The sequence below is a fragment of the Streptomyces sp. NPDC089799 genome (genome assembly GCF_040684755.1).
In the GTDB taxonomy this organism is placed as follows: Bacteria; Actinomycetota; Actinomycetes; order Streptomycetales; family Streptomycetaceae; genus Streptomyces.
Map to the genome: position 1 here is coordinate 1 of NZ_JBFBGR010000054.1, position 22,480 is coordinate 22,480.

Here is a 22,480-nt window from a genome sequence, read left to right on the forward strand (position 1 = left end):
CCCGGCTAGTGCTGATCTTGTAAGCCCTGCCTCCTGCTAGGAGTCAGGCGAAGTGAGCTAGGAATCCCCTCCCTTCAGGGAGGGGAGGATGTCAACGTATCCTCAACGTGGTCGTACACCCTGCAACTTCCGCAGGATCCCCGGGGGCCGGGCATCGCCCGCCGCACCTTGCGCTCAGTCCTCCACGCCCATGAGATGAGCGCGCTGGCCGAAACGGCCGAGCTGCTCGCCGGAGAGCTGGTCACCAATGCCTACGTCCACTCGGACACCGCCTACACGCTCCGCCTCCGCGCGATGTCTCCCGAACGCCTACGCATCAGCGTCTGGGACACCAACCCCCACATCCCCGCCCCCTTCGGCACCGGCCTTCCCCACCTGCCCCCACCTGTGGGCGAATACGGGCGCGGCCTGTTTCTGGTCCACTCCTACGCCGACAACTGGGGCGCCTATCCCCTCGGCGGCGGCGGTCTCTACGGCGACTCCGGAGGGAAACTCCTATGGGCGGAGTGCGGAATCCACCCCATGGAGATGCCATGACCGCACGCTGCCGAGAATTGCCCGTCAGTGCACAACTCGACTGTGCCTGAAGGGGTTTCGGTCATCGGGCGTCAATTCACGTCCACCGTCGCCGTCACTCCGGCCGGCCTGTAGACCGCCAACCGGCGAGACACCTGGCGACCGCGGGTGCCTCTCGCCGTCTGCATGGACCAGCACCAGCGGGCCTGTCTGTCGCCATTCGGCGGTGAGCGCGTAGCGATCGATGGCGGTCCATGTCCGGCCACCGGCGGGCCGGATCCGCCATCGGGCAGGAGCGCGTAGCGAACTCGGGCGCCCTGGGCGGGCCTGGTGTGCAGTCATCCCCTCGACTGCACTGCTGCTTCCCGCCCGGAGGGCGGCCGGCCGAGCGCAAGCCGCGGCCCGTGCCTGCCGAAGCCAGAGCAGCAGGACCCGAAGGTTCCCGCATGCCGTTCCTCCGGGGGCCGCCCGACAGTCCTTGTCGTTCCGTGACGGTCGTCGGGGTCAAGGGTGGCCCGAAGGGCCATCGGCTTGCCGACGCGACGAAGGAGCGCCCTTGACGCCGGAGGCCGGCGCGGAAGGACAGTGAGGACTGACGGGCAGCCCCCGGGCACTTCCTGATTCCGTCCAGGCCGGGTCGGCCAACTTTGCTTTGCTGCCCCCTACTTGTGCAATCCGGTCCGCCTCCTCCCGGTCATCCGCCGAACACCCCGCCGAACACCCCGCTCCCGCCCCGGTAGCCGCCCCAGCCGCCCGGACATACGCTGGCTGGAGTGGAGGCGGCCATGCGCCGCCCGGAGGCGGCCACGGGCCGCCAGAACAGAACACCGAGTCGCCGGTGGCGGATTCGTCGCCACCGAGCATGCCGGCTGTGCTGCCCCTTTTCATGACGGTCGTGAACCACGTCGGCACTCTCCGCTGTTTCCGCCGCTTCCGTCGTTTCCACGCGACCAGCGATCAAGCGATCAGGTCGTTCCACGAGACCAGCGATCAGGGAGTCGCAATGAGAAGAGTTTCTCGCGCACACCGTCGGGCCACCGCCGTTGCCGCAACGCTGATGGCCGGAGGCATGATGCTGGGGGCCGGTGCGACAGCATCCGCCGCAGTTCCCACCCAGGTGACCCCCGCCGACCAGTCGGCCATGCTGACCCAGACCAACCAGATACGTCAGGAAAACAGCGCGCCGGCCCTCACTTGGGACGCCGCTCTCGCTTCCGGCGCGCAGTCATGGGCCGACAACCCAGCCTCGCACCCCAACGGGGGCCTCGCGCACGACAACAGCTTCAACAACGGCGCCGAGAACATGTCGACCGCTCCGCCGTCCGGGGCGGTGTCGCAGTGGGCCAACGAAAAGGCCGCGTACGACGCGGCCGGCCCCAACTGGGACACGAACTCGCCGGGCTACCGGCAGTGGGGCCACTACTGGAACATGGTTCAGAAGAACTACACGAAGATGGGCTGCGGTGCCACGACCGGCGTGACGGTCTGCCGGTACCAGTAAGACGGTCCACCGGTCAGGGGCGGGTTCCCGGCCGCGGGAACCCGTAACCGGCAACCGGCACAACCGGCACAACCGGCACAACCGGCACAACCGGCGCGACCTGCCAGGCGTACCCCCGGTCCGGCCCTCACGTGCGGGCCGGGCGTACGCACGCCCGCCCCGCGCACCCCCCGCGCGCCCGCCCCGTGCGTTCACCGCGCCGCGGTGCGACCGCGGCGGCGCGCCCACGCACCCTCACATCGGGGGATTTTGTCCGATTAGCGCGTATCTTCAGGTCATGCCCACGCCCTTCGGATCCCGCGGCGGAATGGCCTTCAGCCCCGCCGAGCTGCGCGTGTTGCGGCGCTCCCTCGCCCATGCCCTCCAGTCCTCCTCCGGCCCGCTGACGGCAGCCGAGGTGCAGGACTGTCTCCGGCTCGCGCACGCCGTCGACGATGCCGTCGACGAGGCGGACCGGCTCAGAGCGTTCCTGCTGGCGGACCTGCGGCGGTACCGGGACGCCCTGCCGGGCAGCGTCACCGGGTATCTGGAGCTGCTCCAGGACGCGCTCGCGGGCGGGTACGAGCCCGGACCCGACGACCTCACCGCGTTGCGGGCGCTGCGGGGCAATCCCGTGGCCGCGGCGCTGCTGGACCGGTTCCGGCCGCCGGTCCCCGAGCGCTCCGGACGGCGGCGGCCGGGCGGCTCCGCCCCGCGGACCCGGCTGCTGGCCCTCGCCGGGGGCAGGGCGGTCGTCAGGGGCAAGGAGGCGGCCGGAGCCGCCGGGACCGCCGGGACCGCCGGGAACGAGGAGGGCGCCGGAGTCGGGAGGGCGGCCGGGGGCAAGGAGGAGGAAGGCGGGGGCAAACCCGTTCCGGCCAAGCCCGCTCCGGGGTCCCGGCCCGCCGCGCCCAGGCCGGACCGGCCGGTGCCGACGCCGGGTGAAGTGTTCCCGCCGCGCCGCAAGCCGACGCCGCCCCCGGCGGCGTCCCGGGTGGCCGGGTAGCTACGCTGTGGGGCATGGACTATGTCTCCGCGCTCGTGCCCCCCATCGTGATGGCCGCGTTCTTCATCGGTCTCGTCGTGACGATCGTGAAGAGCCAGGGCGGCGCCAACAAGGCCAAGGAAGACGCGGTGGTCGATGCCGTGATCGCCCGGGCCGAGGCCGGCCAGCCGATTCAGAAGTAAGAAGAAGCAGTCGTCATGAAGTGGTAGTCATAGTGAAGTAGCAAAGCACTCGGACTACCGGAAGTGCCCGGCTGCTGCACTATCCGTGCCGCCCGTACTACGCGTAGTACTCGCGGCACCTGTACTACTCGTAGTACCAAAGGACGGGCGTGCATCCCCCCAATCGGGGAGCGCGCCCGCTTTTTATGTCCGGTGTCGAGCGAATAGCCGGGCAATTCTGGACATCCCGCACTATCGTGCTGCTGTGCCTCGCCCCTTGGGAGAACTCGAAGACGCCGTCATGACGCGGGTGTGGCAGTGGAACCGCCCGGTCACTGTTCGGGAAGTGCTGGAGGACCTCCAGCAGGAACGCTCCATCGCGTACACCACCGTGATGACGGTTATGGACAATCTTCACCAGAAGGGCTGGGTCCGGAGGGAAGCGGAAGGCCGTGCCTATCGGTATACCGCGGTCTCCACCCGGGCCGCCTACTCGGCCGCACTGATGAACGAAGCCTGGTCCACCAGCGACAACCCGGCGGCGGCCCTGGTCGCCTTCTTCGGGATGATGTCGCCGGAACAGCGCGAGGCGCTGCGCGACGCGGTCCGGATCGTCCAGCGTGACGATGACCAGGCGGCTGACCAAGCGACGGACCAAGCCGCGGACCAAGCCGCGGAGCCGACCGCGGAACAAGCCGCCGGGGAAGAGCCGCCCGCTACCGCCCCGGCCGCGCCGCCGGAAGGCGAGACGCGCGAGCGGCCCGCGGAGCCGGGGCGATAGCGTCCGGTCATGGAAGAAGATTCCCCCGCTGTGCCGGTTACCGATGCAATTGCAAAAGCAGTGACGATCCGCCGGGCCCGAACCGGGGATGTGCTCGCGCTCCGCCGGCTCCTCGACCAGTACACGCAGCAGCGGATCCTGCTCGACAAAGCACCGGTGACGCTTTACGAGTCCATCCAGGAGTTCTGGGTTGCGGAACGCGGGGCCGACGGGCTCGTGGTCGGCTGTGGAGCGCTTCACGTCATGTGGGAAGACCTGGCCGAAGTGCGTACGCTGGCGGTCGACCGCGACTTGAAGGGCGGTGGAGTCGGACACCGGATCCTGGAGCGGCTCTTGCAGACCGCCCGTGAGGTCGGGGTGAGCCGGGTATTCTGCCTGACCTTCGAAGTGGACTTCTTCGCGAAGCACGGCTTCACCGAGATCGGCGAGAGCCAGACCCCCGTGGACACGGATGTGTACAGCGAGCTCCTGCGTTCCTATGACGAGGGCGTCGCCGAGTTCCTGGGTCTCGAACGGGTGAAGCCGAACACCTTGGGCAACAGCCGGATGCTTCTGCACCTCTCAACGGTGCTGTGAAGGAGCTCGTGAACGCGCCCGTTCACGAGCCCCTTCCGGGCCCGGCGATCCGACCGATCCGCGGCGCGATCCCTATGTCCGAATCGCGTACGTTTCCCGTCCGGATGCCCGCCTGAACCTCTCCCGGGGGTTTGTGTTTTTCAGGCAAAAGCGGTTTCCTTTCCGCGTACTGCATTTTCGATGAAAGGAAATCCGGTGGCGCAGAAGGTTCAGGTCCTTCTTGTCGACGACCTCGACGGTGGCACGGCGGACGAGACCGTCACGTTCGCGCTGGATGGCAAGTCCTACGAGATCGACCTCACCAGCGCCAATGCGGCGAAGCTCCGCGGTGCGCTGGAGGAGTTCGTGAAGGCCGGTCGCCGTACCGGTGGCCGCGCCGCCGCGGGCCGTGCCAAGGGCGGCCGTGCAGCTGCCTCGGCCGGCAACCCGGACACCGCCGAGATCCGTGCCTGGGCGAAGGCGAACGGCTACAACGTGAACGACCGCGGCCGCGTCCCGGCCGACATCCGCGAGGCCTACGAGAACAGGGGCTGACGCCGCAGCCCGGCGAGCCTGGCCCGGTGGCATTCCGTGGCCGCCGTACCGACCAGCCGTACCAGGTCGGGTCCGGCGGTCCGGCCGGCCACCAGGGACGGCAGCCGGGTCTCGCATCCCGGCTCGGGGGGCCGCAGCCACAGCGTGGCCGCCCGGGAGCCTCCGGGGCCCGCGCAGGGGTCCTCCGCGGCCCGCGCGCCCTCCGGTGGCCATCCGGGCGGCGGCGGAGCGGCCATCCGCCCGCCCGCGCCCAGCGCGGACAGGTCCAGGGCCACCCCGCCCCACTCCAGCCAGTCCAGCAGTCCGGGCAGCTCTTCCGCGCTCCCCGGTGCCACGAGGAACCGCATCCGCGCGCCCGCCAGGGCCACCGGCCCGGTGACGGGGCACCGGCGCAGCACCGCCGCGCCCGCCGCGGCCGGCAGGTCCAGTACGTCGTACGGCCCGCCGGTCGGCAGTCGTACGGGCGGACCCGGCTCGGCCGGCCAGCCCAGCACCCGCTCGTACCAGCGGCACTGCGCGAGTGCGGCCGCGACGGCCGACGGGGTGACGGATTCCCCGCCGGTGGATTCCCCGGGTGCGGCCCGGGGCGGCGGGACGGTGGGAGCCATATCGGAGCAACCGTCCCGGACCGGCCCGAGTTACGCTGTGCAGCCCATTCGCTGCACACGGTCAACTCCGGTCTCGGAATCGGGGCGCAAGTGTGTTCGCCCTTAGCTGAGGGGGCGGGTGCAGGGGGCATGGAGTGTCGGTGCCTGCGGGTAAGACATTCCTAGTGGATCGGGGCGACACGCTGATTTGACCGGCTCCCGTTCGCCATCGGCGTACACGTGTGACGGGTATCTGCCTGGCCTGCGGGAACATCGTCTCGCACCATCGGGTTGGAGCAGTTGTCGGCTGTTCAGGCCGGTTTTTCCTCACGGACGTGGGGGTGAGCCGTGGACGGATGTCGGCAGTTGGAATGAGCTGTCCCGCCCCGCGGGACTAGCATGCGGAAGGACAGGGCGGGGACCGACCCCGAACTGCCCGACCGCTCTGAGGAGCGATAAACGATGTTCGAGAGGTTCACCGACCGCGCGCGGCGGGTTGTCGTCCTGGCTCAGGAAGAAGCCCGGATGCTCAACCACAACTACATCGGCACCGAGCACATCCTCCTGGGTCTGATCCACGAGGGTGAGGGTGTCGCCGCTAAGGCCCTGGAGAGCCTCGGGATTTCGCTCGAGGCCGTTCGCCAGCAGGTCGAGGAGATCATCGGTCAGGGCCAGCAGGCTCCGTCCGGCCACATCCCCTTCACCCCGCGGGCCAAGAAGGTCCTGGAGCTGTCGCTCCGGGAGGCCCTCCAGCTCGGCCACAACTACATCGGCACGGAGCACATCCTGCTCGGCCTGATCCGCGAGGGCGAGGGCGTCGCCGCCCAGGTCCTCGTGAAGCTGGGCGCCGACCTGAACAGGGTCCGGCAGCAGGTCATCCAGCTGCTCTCCGGCTACTCCGGGGGCAAGGAGGCCGCCACGGCCGGCGGCCCGGCCGAGGGCACGCCCTCGACCTCCCTGGTCCTCGACCAGTTCGGCCGGAACCTCACCCAGGCGGCCCGCGAATCCAAGCTCGACCCGGTCATCGGGCGCGAGAAGGAGATCGAGCGGGTCATGCAGGTGCTGTCCCGCCGTACGAAGAACAACCCGGTCCTCATCGGCGAGCCCGGCGTCGGCAAGACCGCCGTCGTCGAGGGGCTGGCGCAGGCCATCGTCAAGGGCGAGGTGCCCGAGACCCTCAAGGACAAGCACCTCTACACCCTGGACCTCGGCGCGCTGGTCGCCGGCTCCCGCTACCGCGGTGACTTCGAGGAGCGCCTGAAGAAGGTCCTCAAGGAGATCCGCACCCGCGGCGACATCATCCTGTTCATCGACGAGCTCCACACCCTGGTGGGTGCGGGTGCCGCCGAGGGCGCGATCGACGCCGCCAGCATCCTCAAGCCGATGCTGGCCCGCGGTGAGCTCCAGACCATCGGTGCCACCACGCTCGACGAGTACCGCAAGCACCTGGAGAAGGACGCGGCCCTGGAGCGCCGCTTCCAGCCCATCCAGGTCGCCGAGCCGTCGCTGCCGCACACCATCGAGATCCTCAAGGGTCTGCGCGACCGGTACGAGGCCCACCACCGCGTCTCCATCACGGACGAGGCCCTCGTGCAGGCGGCCACCCTGGCCGACCGGTACATCTCGGACCGCTTCCTCCCGGACAAGGCGATCGACCTGATCGACGAGGCCGGCTCCCGGATGCGCATCCGCCGGATGACCGCTCCGCCGGACCTCCGCGAGTTCGACGAGAAGATCGCGGGTGTCCGCCGGGACAAGGAGTCCGCGATCGACTCCCAGGACTTCGAGAAGGCGGCTTCGCTCCGCGACACGGAGAAGCAGCTGCTGACGGCGAAGGCCAAGCGGGAGAAGGAGTGGAAGGCCGGCGACATGGACGTCGTCGCCGAGGTCGACGGCGATCTGATCGCCGAGGTCCTGGCGACCGCGACCGGCATCCCGGTCTTCAAGCTGACCGAGGAGGAGTCCAGCCGACTGCTCCGCATGGAGGACGAGCTGCACAAGCGCGTCATCGGTCAGAAGGACGCCATCAAGGCCCTTTCCCAGGCCATCCGCCGTACGCGGGCCGGTCTGAAGGACCCGAAGCGCCCCGGTGGCTCGTTCATCTTCGCCGGCCCGTCCGGTGTCGGTAAGACCGAGCTCTCCAAGACGCTCGCCGAATTCCTCTTCGGCGACGAGGACGCGCTGATCTCCCTCGACATGTCGGAGTTCAGCGAGAAGCACACGGTTTCCCGCCTCTTCGGTTCGCCCCCCGGTTACGTGGGCTACGAAGAGGGCGGCCAGCTCACCGAGAAGGTGCGCCGCAAGCCGTTCTCCGTCGTCCTCTTCGACGAGGTCGAGAAGGCCCACCCGGATATCTTCAATTCCCTTCTCCAGATCCTGGAGGACGGTCGCCTGACCGACTCCCAGGGCCGGGTCGTGGACTTCAAGAACACGGTCATCATCATGACGACCAACCTGGGCACCCGGGACATCTCGAAGGGCTTCAACCTGGGCTTCGCCGCCACGGGCGACACCAAGACCGGCTACGAGCGGATGAAGGCCAAGGTCAACGACGAGCTGAAGCAGCACTTCCGCCCCGAGTTCCTGAACCGTGTCGACGACACGGTGGTCTTCCACCAGCTGTCGCAGGAAGACATCATCCAGATCGTCGACCTGATGATCGCCAAGGTGGACGAGCGGCTCAAGGACCGCGACATGGGCATCGAGCTCAGCGCGGAAGCCAAGATCCTGCTCGCCAAGCGCGGCTACGACCCGGTCCTGGGCGCCCGCCCGCTGCGCCGGACCATCCAGCGCGAGATCGAGGACGTCCTGTCGGAGAAGATCCTCTTCGGCGAGCTGCGTCCCGGCCACATCGTGGTCGTCGGCAAGGAGGGTGAGGGCGAGGAAGCCAAGTTCACCTTCCGCGGCGAGGAGAAGTCGGCTCTGCCCGACGTTCCCCCGATCGAGGCGACGGGCTCCGGCCCGGACCTGAGCAAGGGCGCCTGAGGCGCGGAAACACGCAGGGGCGGCCCCGGACCGGAAACGGTTCCGGGGCCGCCCCTTTGTGTACCCCTCGGGAGCCGCGTGCGTGTCCTCCTTCCTCCACACCTTGAAGGCGCGCAGAGTGGAAAGGGCGTGCCCCACGCCACAATTCCGGGGGCGGCGGCACCAGGAACCGGTGACAAGCCGCACAGGGCAAATCGGACCTACGACCTGTTTTCGTAGATCAAAAGGCATATACGGCAAGGGGTCGTCGCAGGAAAACTTCGTCAACGAGATGGGACACATCGCCCAGGACTACGGTCTTCGGTAGTAAGAGGGGCCTTTGAGGCTTGAAGGGCAATTGGGTTACCAATGACGGGCCGCACTCGTGGCAACCGATTCGAAACCCAGCCTTCCCCGGAGGACCCCGTATGTCTGCGAAGCCCTTCCGTACCCCCCGCATCCGTACCGCCGTCGCCGTCGCCGGTCTCGGCGCAGCCCTGGCCGTCGGAGCCACGGGTACCGCCTTCGCGGACGTCGCCCCGGCCGCCAAGGCCGCCGCGGCCTGGACCAAGCCGGTCGCCGGTTACACGCTGTCCGCGACCTTCGGCAAGGGCGGCAACATGTGGGCGCACAAGCACTCCGGCCAGGACTTCGCCGTCCCGACCGGCACCCCGGTCAAGGCCGCCGGCGCCGGCACCGTCGTGAAGGCCGGCCCGAACGGCGCCGGTGACGGCCCGGCCTACGGCAACGCCGTGGTGATCAAGCACGCGAACAACACGTACTCGCAGTACGCGCACCTGTCGAAGATCCAGGTCAAGATCGGCCAGAAGGTCACCGCGGGCAAGCAGATCGCCCTGTCCGGCAACACCGGAAACTCCAGCGGCCCGCACCTGCACTTCGAGATCCGCACCACCCCGAACTACGGCTCCGCCGTCAACCCGGTGGCCTTCCTCCGCGGCGAGGGCGTCACGGTCTGATCCGTCACCCCTGCGGTGACGGACCTGCCCCGGTCGGAGCTTCAGGCTCCGGCCGGGGCATTCCCGTGCCCGGACGCCGGGGATTCCCGGGGCCGGTCCGGCTCAGCCGATCAGCCAGGAGTGCGCGGGCTTGATCTTCTTGTCGAGCTTGTTGTTCTTCAGCGCGGCCACCTGCTCCGCGGTCAGCGCCGCGTTCTTCCACACCCGGACGTGGTCCATCGAGCCGATGAAGGAGCCGCTCCAGATCCCGTGGTGGCGGGCCCGGCCCAGCTGCACCGGACCCGGCCCGGACCAGATCGCGGGCACCTCGGCGGTGCCGGCTGGCTTGTCGTCCACGTAGAGGGCGATCTGCTTCTTCTGGACGTCGTAGGTGCCGGTCAGCAGCGTCCACTTCTTCGTGCCCCCGGACGCGTCGCCGAGCACCTGCACGGCGGTGGACGCCGCGCCCTTGTCGCCGGTCTGCACCCGGAACACCCACGACTTCTTGCCGCCCGACTCCTCGAAGCCCAGCTCGTAGGCGTACGAGATGCCGTCGCCCTGGCTGACGGCGACCCGCGAGCCCCGCTCGGAGGTGCCGAACACGCGAGCCGAGACGGTGAAGCTCTCGGAGGTCTCCACGGCCGGCTCGGCACCCTGCGCGTAGGAGTTCGCACTGCCCTTGAAGCGCACCTCGCTGCGGTTCTCCAGCTTGGCCACCTGGGCGTCCGGGCCCAGCGCCACGTGCAGCCGGCCGTTCCGGTCGCGCAGCAGGTTGGACTCGCCCTCCACGGTGGGCGAGTCGTTGGCCGGCGGCTTGGCCCCGCCCGAGGCCGGGGCCGAGGGGTCCGGCGAGCCGGAAGCGGCCGCCGCGGGCTTGCCGTCGTCCCCGTCGCCCGTCCCGCGCAGCGCGAACCAGCCGCCGCCGGCCGCGAGGGCCAGCACCAGTACGCCGACGCCGGCGATGAGCACCGTCTTCCTGCGCCCGCGCCGGGACTCGTTCTCGTCCGCCAGCGCCTGCCAGTCCGGCTGGTCGGAGACGGGCGGCGGGAACTGCGCCTGCTGCCAGTCCGGCTGCGGGGCGGTCCGGTCGAACCCGGAGTTCTCCGTGGGCAGACCCGCCGCCCACGCCTGCGGCTGGGGCTGCGCGTCCGCCGGCTGCTGGTACGGGTTCGGCTGCCCCGCCTGCGGGTACCCGTATCCGCCGGGCGCGGGCGCGCCGGGGTAGCCGTAGCCGCCGCTCCCCGCCGCGGGGTCGGGGTGGGGGCTGCCGTTGCGATCCGTACCGTCAGTCATGGCACGGATGCTAAAACATCCGTCTCATCGGATGAACGGCCACCGGTACCGATACGGCCTCGACTCGCCGTCGGCCCCGGTCTCAGCCCGGAAGCTGGACGACCGGGAAGCTGCCCGTCGACGTGGGCGCGTGCTCCGGCAGCCACAGCACCGCCACCGCGCCCGCCGCCTTGCCGTACGTGTCGAAGCCGCCGGGCGCCGCGACGTTACGGAACGTCAGGCGGGCGCCCAGCACCCGGGCCTGGCCCTCGGCGATGGTCAGCCCCAGGCCGTGCCCCACGCCCGCCCGGTCCGTCGAGCCCGTGCGGAAACGGCTCGGCCCGTCGCGCAGCAGCGCCTCCGGGAATCCCGGACCGTGGTCCCGTACCCGGACCACCCGGCCCTCCACGTCCACCTGGACCGGCGGCCGCCCGTACCGGGCCGCGTTCGCCAGCAGGTTGCCCAGGATCCGCTCCAGCCGCCGCGGATCGGTGCTGACGATCTCGTCCGCGACGACCCGGATCGTCGCCTCCGGCATCAGCGAGGCCACCCGCCGGCTCACGAACTCGCCCAGTGCCACCTCCTGGAGCTCCGCCCGCTCCGAGGCGCTGTCCAGCCGGGCCACCTCCAGCACGTCCTCGACCAGGACCCGCATCGCCTGCGCGCGGTCCCGCACCAGCTCGGTGGGGCGGCCCGGGGGCAGCAGTTCGGCGGCCGTCAGCAGGCCGGTCACCGGGGTGCGCAGCTCGTGCGCGATGTCCGCGGTGACCCGCCGTTCCGCCTCCAGGCGCTCCTGCAGGGCGTCGGCCATCGCGTCCACCGCGCGGGCGAGGTCGTCGGTCTCGTCGCGTACGACGCCGCCGACCGCGTCCCGCACGCGTACGTCGGGGTCGCCGTGGGCCACCTTGGTCGCCGCGGCCGCCGCCTTGCGGAGCCGGCGCGAGATCTGGCCGCCGATGAGCACGCCGAGCGCCGACCCGCCGATCACCACCGACAGGGAGCCGATGATCAGCGCCCGGTCCAGATCGGCCATCAGCTTGGCGCTCTCGCGGAACTGACTGTGGATCGACAGGACCTGCCCGTTGCCCAGCGGCACCGCGGCCCACACCTCGGGGAGCCCGCCCGGGTTCTCCTGGACGTAGGTGCCGCGCCGCCCGTTGCGCGCCTTGTCGCGCAGCGGCGCGGGCAGTTCGGGGTCGTTGAGCTTGGCGCCCATCACCGGCTTGCGTCCGGCCTCGGCGTTGCGCGAGATGAACTGGACTCGGTCCAGCTGGACTTCACGCTGGCTGTCGAGCATCGACACCCGGGCGGCGCTGTGCACCACCAGGCTGAGTGCGATCACGATCAGGGCGCCGACGGCGGCGATGGCCAGAGTGATCTTCCAGCGGATTCCCGTGCGCAGGGTGAACCGCGTCATCCCGTGGTTCAACCCTTGAGCTTGTAGCCGAAGCCGCGGACGGTCTCGATGCGGTCCTGGCCGATCTTGGTGCGGAGGCGCTGGACGTGGACGTCCACCACGCGGGTGTCACCGCCCCAGTCGTAGTCCCAGACCCGCTCCAGCAGCCGGTCGCGGGAGAGGACGGTGCCGGGGGCCGAGGAGAACTCCAGCAGCAGGCGCATCTCGGTCGGGGTCAGTGCCACCGGGGCGCCGGACCTGCGGACCTCCATGCCCTCGGTGTCGACCTCCAGGTCGCCGAAGGACAGGACGCCGCGCTCCCCGGCCGGTGCGCCGCCGTTGCCGCCGCCGTTCCCGTGGCCGTTCGCGGCCGGGCCGCCCGCGTGCCCGAAGCGGCGCAGCACCGCCCGGATCCGGGCGACCAGCACGGAGCCGTCGAAGGGCTTGGTGACGTAGTCGTCGGCGCCCGCCTCCAGGCCCAGGACCACGTCGATGGAGTCGGCGCGCGCGGACAGCATGATGACCGGGACGGTGGACTCGTCGCGGATCCGGCGGCACAGGCTGACGCCGTCCATGCCGGGCACCATCACGTCGAGGAGGGCGATGTCGGGGCGGTCGGCCCGGAACGCCTCCAGGCCCGACAGGCCGTCGGGCATGGCGGTCACGATGAATCCGTCCCGCTCCAGCGCGAGGGTCGTGGCCTCGCGGATGACGTCGTCGTCCTCGACGAACAGCACATGGGTCTCGGCCATTGCGGAAGCCTCGCCTTTAGTTCTTCTCTGTCACGGCCGGGGCGGGCTGGGCCCCGCCGTCGACCACGTTGCTGTAATCGGTGTGCACCCGGTCGTGCTCGGTGAACCTGTCGCCGGACCAGCGGTAGGTGATCACGTCCTCGCCCTCGGGGTAGGCGAGCGCGTCGCTCTTGCCGTACACCGGCTTGGTGATCACCAGGTCGCCGCGGTCGATCTCGGCGTAGACGGGCGGCTGTTCGTCCGAGAAGACGTTGCGGTACGTGCCCGGGCGGTCGTCGTCCTCCCGGTACACGTACGAGCCGAGCCCCAGGGCGTCGGCGCAGGACAGCACGTTGACGACCACGTCGGGGGTGTCGTTGCCGGTCACCTTCCCGTAGCTGACGTCGATGGGGAAGTCCTTGCCGGTGCACGGCTTGAGGTCCCGCTTGATCGCCGTGCTGACCTTGGGGTCGGCCTTGAGCAGTGCCACCGGGTCGATCTTGGTCTCCGGGGCGGCCGTCGTGCTGCTTCCGGAGGGCGGGGGCGACGGGGCCGTCTTGGCCACCGTTTCGGTGCGGGCCGGTCCGCCGTCCTTCAGGCCGGTGCCGCCCGAGGCGCAGCCGGCCACGAACAGCGCGGTGCCGACGAGGACGACCGTCCCCGCCGACACCAGTACCAGCGAACCTCTGCCGCTCAGGCCGCGCACCGCTCCCGCCCCTCGTCACGCACGTGGACACCGCGCTCCAGCGCCCGCAGGTCCAGGTCGCGGCTCTCCAGCTCCTGGCGGAGCCGGGCCAGTGCCCGGTGCAGAGTGCTCTTCACGGTTCCCGCCGACATCCCGAGCGCCGCGGCCGTCTCCTCGGTGCTCATCTGTTCCCAGTGTCGCAGCACCACGACACTGCGCTGCTTGGGCGCGAGGACCTTGAGGATGTCCATGAGCAGGGCGCGGTCGGCGCGCTGCTCCGTGCCGTCCTCGACGGAGGCGTCGGGGAGCTGCTCGGTGGGGACCTCTTCGAGCTTGCGGGAGCGCCACCACTCGGTCCGGGTGTTGATCATCACCCGGCGGAGGTAGGCGTCGGCGAGGGACTTGTCGGCGATGCCGTCCCAGCGGCCGTAGGTGCGGACGAGGGCGGTCTGCAGCAGGTCCTGCGCGTCGGTGGGGTCCGGGACGAGGCGCCGGGCACTGCGCAGCAGCGCGTCCTGCCGGGTGCGTACGTACTCTTCGAATTCGAGTACCTCGCCGTGCGCCATCTCAGACCGCCTCCGTTCCTCAACCGTTTCGCGTCCGTCGCTTGTGGATTCGAAGGTACGGAGGCGTTGTCACGAGGCTGTCCGGTCCAGACCACGGTGGGCGCACGGCTAGCCATAGGTTGTGTAACAGCAGTACTGACACATTGGTTCCGGTTAGCTGCGGGGCAGCCGGTAGGTGCCGCCGGCGAGGGGTTCCACCAGGCCGTCGGAGACCAGTCCGTCCAGTGCGCGGGCCCGTTGCACGGGTTCGTCCCAGACGGTGTCCAGCACGGCCTGCGGAACCGGGCCGACGGCCTCGCGCAGTACGGCCAGCAGTTTGCCGCGGACCTGCCGGTCGGTGCCGGCGTACGTCTGCCCGCGGCGCGGGGGGCCGTCGTGGGCCGGCTTCCCGGCGAGCCGCCAGGCGCAGAGCCCGGCGACGGGGCAGCGGGCGCAGTCGGGGTTCTTGGCGGTGCAGACGAGCGCGCCGAGCTCCATGGAGGCGGCGGCCCACCGGGCGGCGGTGGCCTCGTCCCCGGGCAGCAGGTCCCGGGCGAGGCGCCGCTCGGCGGCGGTGGTGGCGTTCGGCGGGTACTCGATGCCGGTGGCGGTCCGGGCGAAGACGCGGCGGACGTTGGTGTCGAGGACCGCGTGGCGCTGCCCGTAGGCGAAGGAGGCCACGGCGGCGGCGGTGTACTCGCCGATGCCGGGCAGGGCCAGGAGCTGTGCGTGGTCGCTCGGTACGTCGCCGCCGTGGCGCTCCGTTATGGCCACGGCGGCGCCGTGCAGGCGCAGGGCGCGGCGGGGGTAGCCGAGCCGGCCCCAGGCGCGGACGGCCTCGCCGGGGGCCTCGGCGGCCAGATCGGCGGGGCGCGGCCAGCGGGCGAGCCACTGCTCGTACACGGGCAGCACCCGCTTGACGGGGGTCTGCTGGAGCATGAACTCGCTGACCATGACGCCCCAGGGGCCGGCCTCGGGGCGGCGCCAGGGCAGGTCGCGGGCGTGCTGGTCGAACCAGTCGAGGACGGGGGCGTGGAGTGCGTGCGCGGCGGCGGAGGTAGCAGTCATGGCACTCCGCATCCTGGCACGAACGGGGCCTACCGCGCGGGGCCCGGACCGGTGAACCAGACCGCCGGGCCGACCCCGCTGGAGCGGACGGTGCTGACCAGGCGGCTGGTCGTACCGGTGAGCAGGATCATCAGTACGGCGGCCACCGCGCCGCCCAGGAGCAGGCCGACGGCGACGTCGTGGGGGTAGTGCACGCCGGTGAAGACGCGGGAGTAGGCCATCAGCAGGGCCATCGGCACGGTCAGCAGGGCCAGCCGGGGCAGGACGAGGGCGATGGCGATCGCGGCGGCCCCGGCTATGGCGGAGTGGTTGCTGGGGAAGGACCAGTCGCCGTACGCGGGACAGTCGATCAGGGGGCTCGCGGCGCCTGCCACGGCCCTGCAGGGACGTTCCTCCTCGACGGCGGACTTCACGAGCTCGGAGACGACGTAGCCGAACGCGGTGACCAGCGGGGCGAGCAGGGCCGCCGAGAAGGCGTGCGGGCCGAGGGTGCGGGCCCGCCACCACAGGGTCAGGAACAGAACTCCGAAGAGGAGCAGGCCGAGTTCGGTCCACACCTCGGCCGTGGTCTGTACCCAGACGGGGGTGGTGTGTGCGAAGTCGGTGATGTCGCGATAGAGCGCGGAGCTGTCCATGAACACCAAGAGTATGTAAAGAAGACCGGTGCCTTCGCCGCCTGGGTGGCCGGATCCGCGCGGTTCAGGGGCGGTTCGGCGGCCGTTCGGGGTGGTTGCGGGGCGGTGATGGCCGGTGGCGGGCCGGTGGTGGGATGTGGCCGCGGGGCGGTTCCGGGTCTCCCGGGGTAACCCTCCGGGATGATCATCGCCAAAACACGTGTACTGCACGGCATGTGGGGCACTGATCGACTCCCGGACTCTCGTAGAGTTCCGTCCGTGGGATCTCTGCGCAATCCGGTCGGGCCGCTTCCCTCCTCCATCTACTGGCGACGGAGGGCGGTTCTGGCGTCCGTCGCCGCACTGCTCGCGCTCATCGCCGTATGGACCGTCAGTTCCGGCGGGAGCAAGGTGAATGACAACGGCAAGGGGTCCGGAGGGCCCGATCCCGTCGCCTCCATCACCCCCGGCGCCCCGGGCAAGGGCCCGGCGATCACGGCGGCCCCGGGCGGCCGCGACGAGACCGGCGGCGGTGGCACGGGCTCCGGCGGCGGTTCCGCCTCGGCCGGCACCGGCGGGGACTCCGGCGGCGGCAAGAACGGCGACCCGGGCGCCGGCACGGGCGGAAGCTCCGGCGGCGCGGGGACCGACGGCGGCTCCGGCGCCGCCGCGGACCGGGTCCCGGCCGACTCCCAGCTCCCCACCTGCGCGCCCAACTCCCTGCGCTGGGAAGTCAAGAGCGCCAAGAACGCCTACGAGGCGGGCGAGCGGCCGCGTCTGGAACTCGTCGCCCGCAACCTCTCCGGAACCAGCTGCAAGGTCGATCTCGGGCCGAAGCAGGCCGTGCTGACCATCATCGAGGGAAGCTCCAGCAAGGCGGTCTGGTCCTCCGAGCACTGCCCGTCGGGCCCCGGCAACGTCTTCTACCGGGTGCAGGCGCGCGGCCAGACCAGCCAGTCGCTGGAGTGGGACCGGAAGTTCAGCGCGGCCGGACAGTGCCAGACCCCGCCGGAGGGCAGCGCGGCGGCCGGCACGTACATGGTCGAGGTGAAGGCCCCCGGCATGCCGGTCGCCCAGATCTCCTTCGTGCTCAAGCAGGACTGAGACCGTGCGGAACGGACGTTTGGGCGAGCCCGTGCGGAACGTGCGGTGCGGGCGGCGGTCGCGGAGGGCGCGGATACGCGGCACCGGGCCGGTGACCGCCGGTCTGGCGGCCGTACTGCTCGCGACCGCCGGCGGGTGCTCGCACCCGCTGGCGGACCTCGGACCGCTGCCCCCGCGCCACTCCGGCCCGCCCCTGCCGACGGAGGCGGTCGTACGGGAGATGACCGCCTCCCTGGAGGCGGCCGGATTCACCGTCGCACGCGACTCCCAGGACATGATCCAGTTCGAGTGCACGGAGTGGCTGACCGGACGGCTCACCGGGCCGGCGCCGCACACCCCGGGAGCGGACGCCGGGGCGGTGGACACGGCCCTCCGGAAGGGCGAGGCGGAAGCACGGGGCCGGGGCTGGCAGGACGGAATCGGACTCGACCCCGCGATCGCCGTGCTGAGCCTGGGCAAGGGGAACTGGAGGGCGAGCGCGTCGACCCTGCAGGACCCGCGCAGCGGCAGCACGTTGGTGAGGGTGAACCTGATGTGCGACGACGCCCGCACGAAGAAGCCGAGCGGCTCCCCGCACCCCGGACCGTCCTCGACGCACCCCGGACCGTCCCCGGCCGAGCCGGGTGACGAGCCGGACCCCGACCTCTAGGACCTGCCGCCCGACGCCTCCAGGCCGACACCCGTCCGGAGGCGCGCCGGAATCAGACGTACCGCTCCAGGATCGAGGACTCCGCCAGCCGGGACAGCCCCTCGCGGACGCTCCGGGCCCGCGCCTCGCCGACACCGTCGACGGTCTGCAGGTCGTCCACGCTCGCCGCGAGCAGCTTCTGCAGCCCGCCGAAGTGCTCGACCAGCCGCTCGATGATCGCTCCGGGCAGCCGCGGCACCTTCGCCAGCAGCCGGTAGCCGCGCGGCGAGACCGCGGAGTCCAGGTTCTCCGGGGAGCCGGTGTAGCCGAGCGCGCGGGCGACCACAGGCAGCTCCAGGAGCTCCGTGTGGGTCAGCGCGTCCAGTTCGGACAGCGCCGCCTCCACCGTGCGGGAACGCTTCGCCGTGGGCTCCGGCACGTAGTCCCGTACGACCAGCTCGCGCTCCGCCTCGATGCCCACGGTCAGCTCGTCGAGCTGGAGGGAGAGCAGACGGCCGTCGGTGCCGAGCTCGACCACGTACTCGGCGATCTCGGTGGCGATGCGGCGGACCATCTCCAGCCGCTGCGCGACGGCGGTCACGTCGCGGACGGTGACCAGGTCCTCGATCTCCAGCGCGGACAGCGTGCCGGCGACCTCGTCGAGCCGGAGCTTGTACCGCTCCAGGGTGGCCAGCGCCTGGTTGGCGCGGGACAGGATGGCCCCGGACTCCTCCAGGACCCGGCGCTCCCCGTCCACGTAGAGGGCGATCAGCCGCATCGACTGGGAGACGGACACGACCGGGAAGCCGCAGCTCTTGGACACGCGGTCGGCGGTGCGGTGCCGGGTGCCGGTCTCGTCGGTGGGGATGGACGCGTCCGGGACCAGCTGGACGCCGGCCCGCAGGATCTTGGTGATGTCCTTGTCCAGGACGACCGCGCCGTCGAGCTTGCACAGCTCGCGCAGCCGGGTGGCGGTGAACTCCACGTCCAGCACGAAGCCGCCGGTGCACATCGCCTCGACGGCCTTGTCCATGCCGAGGACGATCAGTCCGCCGGTGTTGCCGCGGACGATCCGCTCAAGGCCGTCACGCAGGGCCTGACCAGGGGCGACGGCGGTCAGCGACGCGCGCATCAACGCGTCGTGCTTGGAGCTCGCGCCGGACTTTCCGGATGCTGCTGCCCCGTCCTTGGCTGCCACTGCACTCCTCCGGTCGCGGGTTTCGCCGCCGCGCCCTGCGTGCGCGGGGGTGGGCGGACCAGCCCAAAGTCTACCGGCGCGTGCTGTGGCCCCGCCGGAGCTTCCCCGGCTCCGCCCCGGGGTCGGGGCCGCCCCGCCGCTACTCGGCCGACTTGGCGGGGGCCTGGCGCCGGCTGCGAGGCAGGACCCGCAGCGCGTCCCCCATGTCCGCGACCTCGATCACCTTCATGCCCGGCGGGACCTTGCCCGGGTCGCCCGGCACCAGCGCGTGCGTGAAGCCCAGCCGGTGCGCCTCGGCGAGCCGCCGCTGGACACCGGTCACCCGGCGCACCTCGCCCGCCAGCCCGACCTCGCCGATGGCGACCAGGTTCTTCGGCAACGGGGTGTCCGACGCCGCCGAGGCCAGGGCCAGCGCGATCGCCAGGTCCGCCGCCGGCTCCGACAGCTTCACGCCGCCCACCGTCGCCGAGTAGATGTCCCGCTTGCCCAGCGCGCTGATCCGGCCCCGCTGCTCCAGCACCGCCAGCATCATCGAGACCCGCGAGGTCTCCAGGCCGGAGGTGGTCCGCCGGGGGGAGGGGATCTGCGAGTCCACCGTGAGCGCCTGCACCTCGGCGACCAGCGGGCGCCGCCCCTCCAGGGTCACCGTCAGACAGGTGCCCGGGACCGGCTCGGCCCGGCGGGTCAGGAACAGGCCGGACGGGTCCGCCAGCCCCGTGATCCCCTCGTCGTGCAGTTCAAAGCAGCCGACCTCGTCCGTCGCGCCGTACCGGTTCTTCACACCGCGCACCAGCCGCAGCCGGGCGTGCCGGTCGCCCTCGAAGTGCAGCACCACGTCCACCAGGTGCTCCAGCAGCCGCGGGCCGGCGATCGCGCCGTCCTTGGTCACGTGGCCCACCAGCAGGGTGGACATGCCGCGTTCCTTGGAGGCCCGGATCAGCGCACCGGCCACCTCCCGGACCTGAGCCATGCCGCCCGGGGCGCCGTCGATCTCCGGTGAGGCGACGGTCTGTACGGAGTCCAGGACCAGCAGCGAGGGCTGTACGGCGTCCAGGTGGCCGAGCACCGCGGACAGGTCCGTCTCCGCCGCCAGGTAGAGGTGGTCGCTCAGCGCGTTGATCCGGTCGGCGCGCAGCCGGACCTGGCTCGCCGACTCCTCGCCCGTCACGTAGAGGGTCTTGTGCGTGCCGCTCGCCGCCTTCGCCGCCACGTCCAGCAGCAGCGTGGACTTGCCCACGCCCGGCTCGCCGGCCAGCAGCACCACCGCGCCGGGCACCAGCCCGCCGCCGAGCACCCGGTCCAGCTCGTCCACCCCGGTGGTCCGGGCCGTCGCCTGCCGCCCGTCCACCTGCCCGATGGGCAGGGCCGCGGTGGACACCCGCCCGGCCGCGGTGGTGCGCACGGCGGGGGTGCCGTACTCCTCGACCGTGCCCCACGCCTGGCACTCGGGGCAGCGGCCGAGCCACTTCGCGGTCGTCCAGCCGCACTCGGTGCAGCGGTAGGAGGGCCGGTCCTTGGCGGATGAGCGGGATGTACGGGCAGCCATGCGCCCCACGGTATCGGCCGCCACCGACAGCACAGGGTCCAGGCGGCCGGCGGGGGCGGCGTCCGGCCGTCAGGGGGGCGGTCCCGTTCCGGCCGATCTGGTCACCCGTAAGGGTTAAAACTCCCCAAGGGTTCCAAGGGGTCACCGGCGCGCCGCCTACGGTCGCCCAGTGACCAGCAGCAGCCAGGCACGACCCGACGCGCGCACCGGCGCACACCGGGCGCACGGGCGCACGCCCTCGGAGGAGCACGAGCCGCCCGCCTCCCCCCACGAGCCGTACCTGGACGGCCTCTTCACCTATTGCCTGTCGGTGCTGTGCGATCACGAGGCCGCCGTCGAGGTGCTCGGCGAGGTCCTGGCGGTGGCCGAGCGCTACCCCGGGCGATGTCCCGGCGAGGGCGAACGCCGGTCGTGGCTGTACGCGCTGGCCCGCTGGGCCTGTCTACGCCGCCTGGGCGAGCAGCGGCGGTCACGGCACGGCAGGCCGGGCGGCCGTACCGCGGCCCGGTCCGCCGACGCGTCCGCGCCGGGCCGCGCCACGGGAGGCGTGCACCCCGCAGGGAGTGCGCCGGAGCGCGGGGGGCGCACGGACGGGGCAGTGGGCGGCGCGGCGTCCACCGGCACCGGTCCGGCCGCCACGGAGCACCGGACGGCGGACAAGACCGCGGACAAGACCGCGAACGGGACGGCGGACGGGACGGCGGACGGGACGGCGGACGAGGCGCAGAACGCGACCGGGGCAGGAGACGGGGCGGAGGCCGACGCCGAGCGCCGGCAGGCCGAGCTGGCCCGCCTCGCCTGGCCGGAAGCCGCCGGTACCACCCCCGAGCAGCGGGAGGCACTGGAACTGGCCGTCCGGCACCGCCTCGGCGTACCCGAGCTGGCCGCCGTGCTCGGCACGCCCCCCGCCGCCGCGCGCGAGCTGCTCTCCGGCGCCGCCTGCGAGGTGGAGCGGACCCGGGCGGCCCTCGCGGTCGTCGAGACCGGCGTCTGCCCGGCCCTGGCCCGGCTCACCGGTGACAGCCGGGTCCTGCTCTCCACCACGCTGCGGGTCGAGCTGGTCCGGCACGTCGACGACTGCCCGCGCTGCCGCCGGCTCGCCGAGCGCGCCGGGGCCGCCGGCCCCTGGCCCGGCTCCGGCGGGACCCGTACGGCGGCCCTCCCGCTGGTCCGCGCACCGCGCGGAGCCGTCCACGCGGCCCGGCTCGGCGCCGCCCGCTCGGTGCGGGCCACCGCGCCCCGGTTCACCCGTACCGGCTTTCCGATGGACCCCAGGGACCGCGCCGCCCGACGCGACCGGATCCGGGCCCGGGCCGTCACCACCACCGTGGTCGCCACCGTGGTCGCCGCGCCGGTGCTGGCGCTCTGGGCGGCGTACCGGGGTGCCCCCAGCACCGGCGAGCCCACCGGGGGCGCGGGCGCGACCCGTATCTCGGCCAGTGGTGCGGAGGAGCCCGAGCAGGCGGACGGCGGGCCGTTTCCGGCGTACGAGAACGCGGGGAACGCCGCCCGTACCGGCGGCGGGCCGGGCTTCGCGGAGAGCGGCCGGGAGCACCCGGACTCCGACGTCTCGGTCGAGGTGATCAGCACCGGCGGCCCCGCCGGCACCCCGCCGGGGCCGGCCGGAGCGGGACGGATCGAGGTGGCCGCGGTGTCCCGCGGCGGCATCACCTACCTGCGGCTCACGGCGTCCGGTGGGGCCCCGGTGCACTGGCGGCTGTGGTCGGACGCGCCGTGGCTGCGGGCGGAACGGACCTGGGGCACGCTGGCGCCCGGAGAATCGGTCACCCTGCGGATCACTGTCGACCAGGCGACCCAGCCCGCGGGCCCGTGGACCGGCCGGGTCGGCGTCGAACCGGGCGACGCGGTGATCGCCCTCCAGGGCCGCGGCCGCCCGTCCGGCCCGCCGACACGGCCCCCGCAGGCCACCCCGACGCCGACCCCGCGGCCCCCGGACCCGACGCCCAGGCCAACGCCAACGCCCACACCGACCCCGACGCCGACCCCGACGCCCACGGACCCCCCGGACCCGACCCCCACACCCACCGGGAGCCAGACCCCGATCCCGCCCCAGGAGCCCTCTCCGGGCGGAACCGTTTCCCCCGACCCCTCGGGACCTTCGGGTCCCTGAG

The 22,480-nt window shown here is 71.9% G+C and carries 22 protein-coding genes; 12 read left to right on the top strand and 10 right to left on the bottom strand.

Features of this window, described 5'->3' with window-relative positions:
* Positions 1–153 precede the first annotated feature (153 nt).
* From AB0O36_RS34990 to AB0O36_RS35020, 7 genes are all read left to right on the top strand, one after another.
* Complete coding sequence (locus AB0O36_RS34990; protein WP_365117613.1) at positions 154–537, top strand: ATP-binding protein; 384 nt, start codon at positions 154–156, stop codon at positions 535–537.
* A gap of 982 nt (positions 538–1,519) precedes the next feature.
* Positions 1,520–2,017, top strand: a complete 498-nt coding sequence (locus tag AB0O36_RS34995; protein WP_365117535.1) for a CAP domain-containing protein — start codon at positions 1,520–1,522, stop codon at positions 2,015–2,017.
* 277 nt (positions 2,018–2,294) lie between these two features.
* Entirely contained in the window at positions 2,295–3,002 is a 708-nt protein-coding gene (locus tag AB0O36_RS35000; protein ID WP_365117538.1) for a hypothetical protein, read from the top strand.
* A 14-nt stretch (positions 3,003–3,016) separates the two neighbouring features.
* Positions 3,017–3,184, top strand: coding sequence for a hypothetical protein (locus AB0O36_RS35005; RefSeq protein WP_365117539.1), 168 nt, complete (start codon positions 3,017–3,019; stop codon positions 3,182–3,184).
* A gap of 244 nt (positions 3,185–3,428) precedes the next feature.
* Positions 3,429–3,944, top strand: a complete 516-nt coding sequence (locus AB0O36_RS35010; RefSeq protein ID WP_365117540.1) for a BlaI/MecI/CopY family transcriptional regulator — start codon at positions 3,429–3,431, stop codon at positions 3,942–3,944.
* A 9-nt stretch (positions 3,945–3,953) separates the two neighbouring features.
* Entirely contained in the window at positions 3,954–4,520 is a 567-nt protein-coding gene (locus AB0O36_RS35015; RefSeq protein ID WP_365117543.1) for an amino-acid N-acetyltransferase, read from the top strand.
* 195 nt (positions 4,521–4,715) lie between these two features.
* Positions 4,716–5,054 carry an Lsr2 family protein gene (locus AB0O36_RS35020; RefSeq protein ID WP_365117544.1) on the top strand — a complete coding sequence of 113 codons (339 nt, stop codon included), beginning with the start codon at positions 4,716–4,718 and terminating at the stop codon, positions 5,052–5,054.
* Here the strand turns inward: AB0O36_RS35020 and AB0O36_RS35025 are convergent.
* Positions 5,036–5,662: an SCO3374 family protein gene (locus AB0O36_RS35025; protein WP_365117545.1), complete on the bottom strand. Its 627-nt coding sequence runs from the start codon at positions 5,660–5,662 to the stop codon at positions 5,036–5,038. The genes AB0O36_RS35020 and AB0O36_RS35025 overlap by 19 nt on opposite strands.
* 441 nt (positions 5,663–6,103) lie before the next feature.
* Here AB0O36_RS35025 and AB0O36_RS35030 point away from each other — a divergent pair, with 441 nt between their 5' ends.
* Together AB0O36_RS35030 and AB0O36_RS35035 are read left to right on the top strand one after the other, a co-directional pair.
* Positions 6,104–8,626: an ATP-dependent Clp protease ATP-binding subunit gene (locus AB0O36_RS35030; protein ID WP_365117547.1), complete on the top strand. Its 2,523-nt coding sequence runs from the start codon at positions 6,104–6,106 to the stop codon at positions 8,624–8,626.
* Between the two features lie 407 nt (positions 8,627–9,033).
* A complete protein-coding gene (locus AB0O36_RS35035; protein ID WP_365117549.1) occupies positions 9,034–9,582 on the top strand; it encodes a M23 family metallopeptidase in 549 nt (182 codons plus the stop codon).
* Positions 9,583–9,684: 102 nt separating this feature from the next.
* Here the strand turns inward: AB0O36_RS35035 and AB0O36_RS35040 are convergent, their stop codons facing one another.
* From AB0O36_RS35040 to AB0O36_RS35070, 7 genes are all read right to left on the bottom strand, one after another.
* Entirely contained in the window at positions 9,685–10,854 is a 1,170-nt protein-coding gene (locus AB0O36_RS35040) for a LamG-like jellyroll fold domain-containing protein (RefSeq protein ID WP_365117552.1), read from the bottom strand.
* Between the two features lie 82 nt (positions 10,855–10,936).
* On the bottom strand, positions 10,937–12,250 hold the full coding sequence (cseC, locus tag AB0O36_RS35045) for a two-component system sensor histidine kinase CseC (protein ID WP_365117555.1): 1,314 nt from the start codon (positions 12,248–12,250) through the stop codon (positions 10,937–10,939).
* Between the two features lie 8 nt (positions 12,251–12,258).
* The gene (cseB, locus tag AB0O36_RS35050) at positions 12,259–12,981 is read right to left on the bottom strand and encodes a two-component system response regulator CseB (RefSeq protein WP_365117556.1); all 723 of its coding nucleotides are present in this window, start codon (positions 12,979–12,981) and stop codon (positions 12,259–12,261) included.
* A 16-nt stretch (positions 12,982–12,997) separates the two neighbouring features.
* A complete protein-coding gene (locus AB0O36_RS35055; protein WP_365117558.1) occupies positions 12,998–13,666 on the bottom strand; it encodes a hypothetical protein in 669 nt (222 codons plus the stop codon).
* Entirely contained in the window at positions 13,654–14,211 is a 558-nt protein-coding gene (locus AB0O36_RS35060) for a SigE family RNA polymerase sigma factor (protein ID WP_365117561.1), read from the bottom strand. The genes AB0O36_RS35055 and AB0O36_RS35060 overlap by 13 nt, the downstream gene beginning before the upstream one ends.
* A gap of 153 nt (positions 14,212–14,364) precedes the next feature.
* On the bottom strand, positions 14,365–15,258 hold the full coding sequence (locus tag AB0O36_RS35065) for an A/G-specific adenine glycosylase (RefSeq protein WP_365117562.1): 894 nt from the start codon (positions 15,256–15,258) through the stop codon (positions 14,365–14,367).
* Positions 15,259–15,287: 29 nt separating this feature from the next.
* The gene (locus tag AB0O36_RS35070; protein WP_365117565.1) at positions 15,288–15,893 is read right to left on the bottom strand and encodes a phosphatase PAP2 family protein; all 606 of its coding nucleotides are present in this window, start codon (positions 15,891–15,893) and stop codon (positions 15,288–15,290) included.
* 258 nt (positions 15,894–16,151) lie between these two features.
* Between AB0O36_RS35070 and AB0O36_RS35075 the strand changes: the two genes are divergently transcribed.
* On the top strand, positions 16,152–16,976 hold the full coding sequence (locus AB0O36_RS35075; protein ID WP_365117567.1) for a hypothetical protein: 825 nt from the start codon (positions 16,152–16,154) through the stop codon (positions 16,974–16,976).
* A gap of 91 nt (positions 16,977–17,067) precedes the next feature.
* Complete coding sequence (locus AB0O36_RS35080) at positions 17,068–17,625, top strand: hypothetical protein (RefSeq protein ID WP_365117569.1); 558 nt, start codon at positions 17,068–17,070, stop codon at positions 17,623–17,625.
* A gap of 52 nt (positions 17,626–17,677) precedes the next feature.
* Here AB0O36_RS35080 and disA read toward each other — a convergent pair whose 3' ends face one another.
* Both disA and radA read right to left on the bottom strand, forming a co-directional pair.
* The gene (disA, locus tag AB0O36_RS35085) at positions 17,678–18,802 is read right to left on the bottom strand and encodes a DNA integrity scanning diadenylate cyclase DisA (RefSeq protein ID WP_365117570.1); all 1,125 of its coding nucleotides are present in this window, start codon (positions 18,800–18,802) and stop codon (positions 17,678–17,680) included.
* A 139-nt stretch (positions 18,803–18,941) separates the two neighbouring features.
* A complete protein-coding gene (radA, locus tag AB0O36_RS35090) occupies positions 18,942–20,348 on the bottom strand; it encodes a DNA repair protein RadA (protein ID WP_365117572.1) in 1,407 nt (468 codons plus the stop codon).
* 169 nt (positions 20,349–20,517) lie between these two features.
* Between radA and AB0O36_RS35095 the strand changes: the two genes are divergently transcribed.
* The gene (locus tag AB0O36_RS35095; protein WP_365117575.1) at positions 20,518–22,479 is read left to right on the top strand and encodes a hypothetical protein; all 1,962 of its coding nucleotides are present in this window, start codon (positions 20,518–20,520) and stop codon (positions 22,477–22,479) included.
* The last annotated feature ends 1 nt before the right edge of the window (position 22,480 follow it).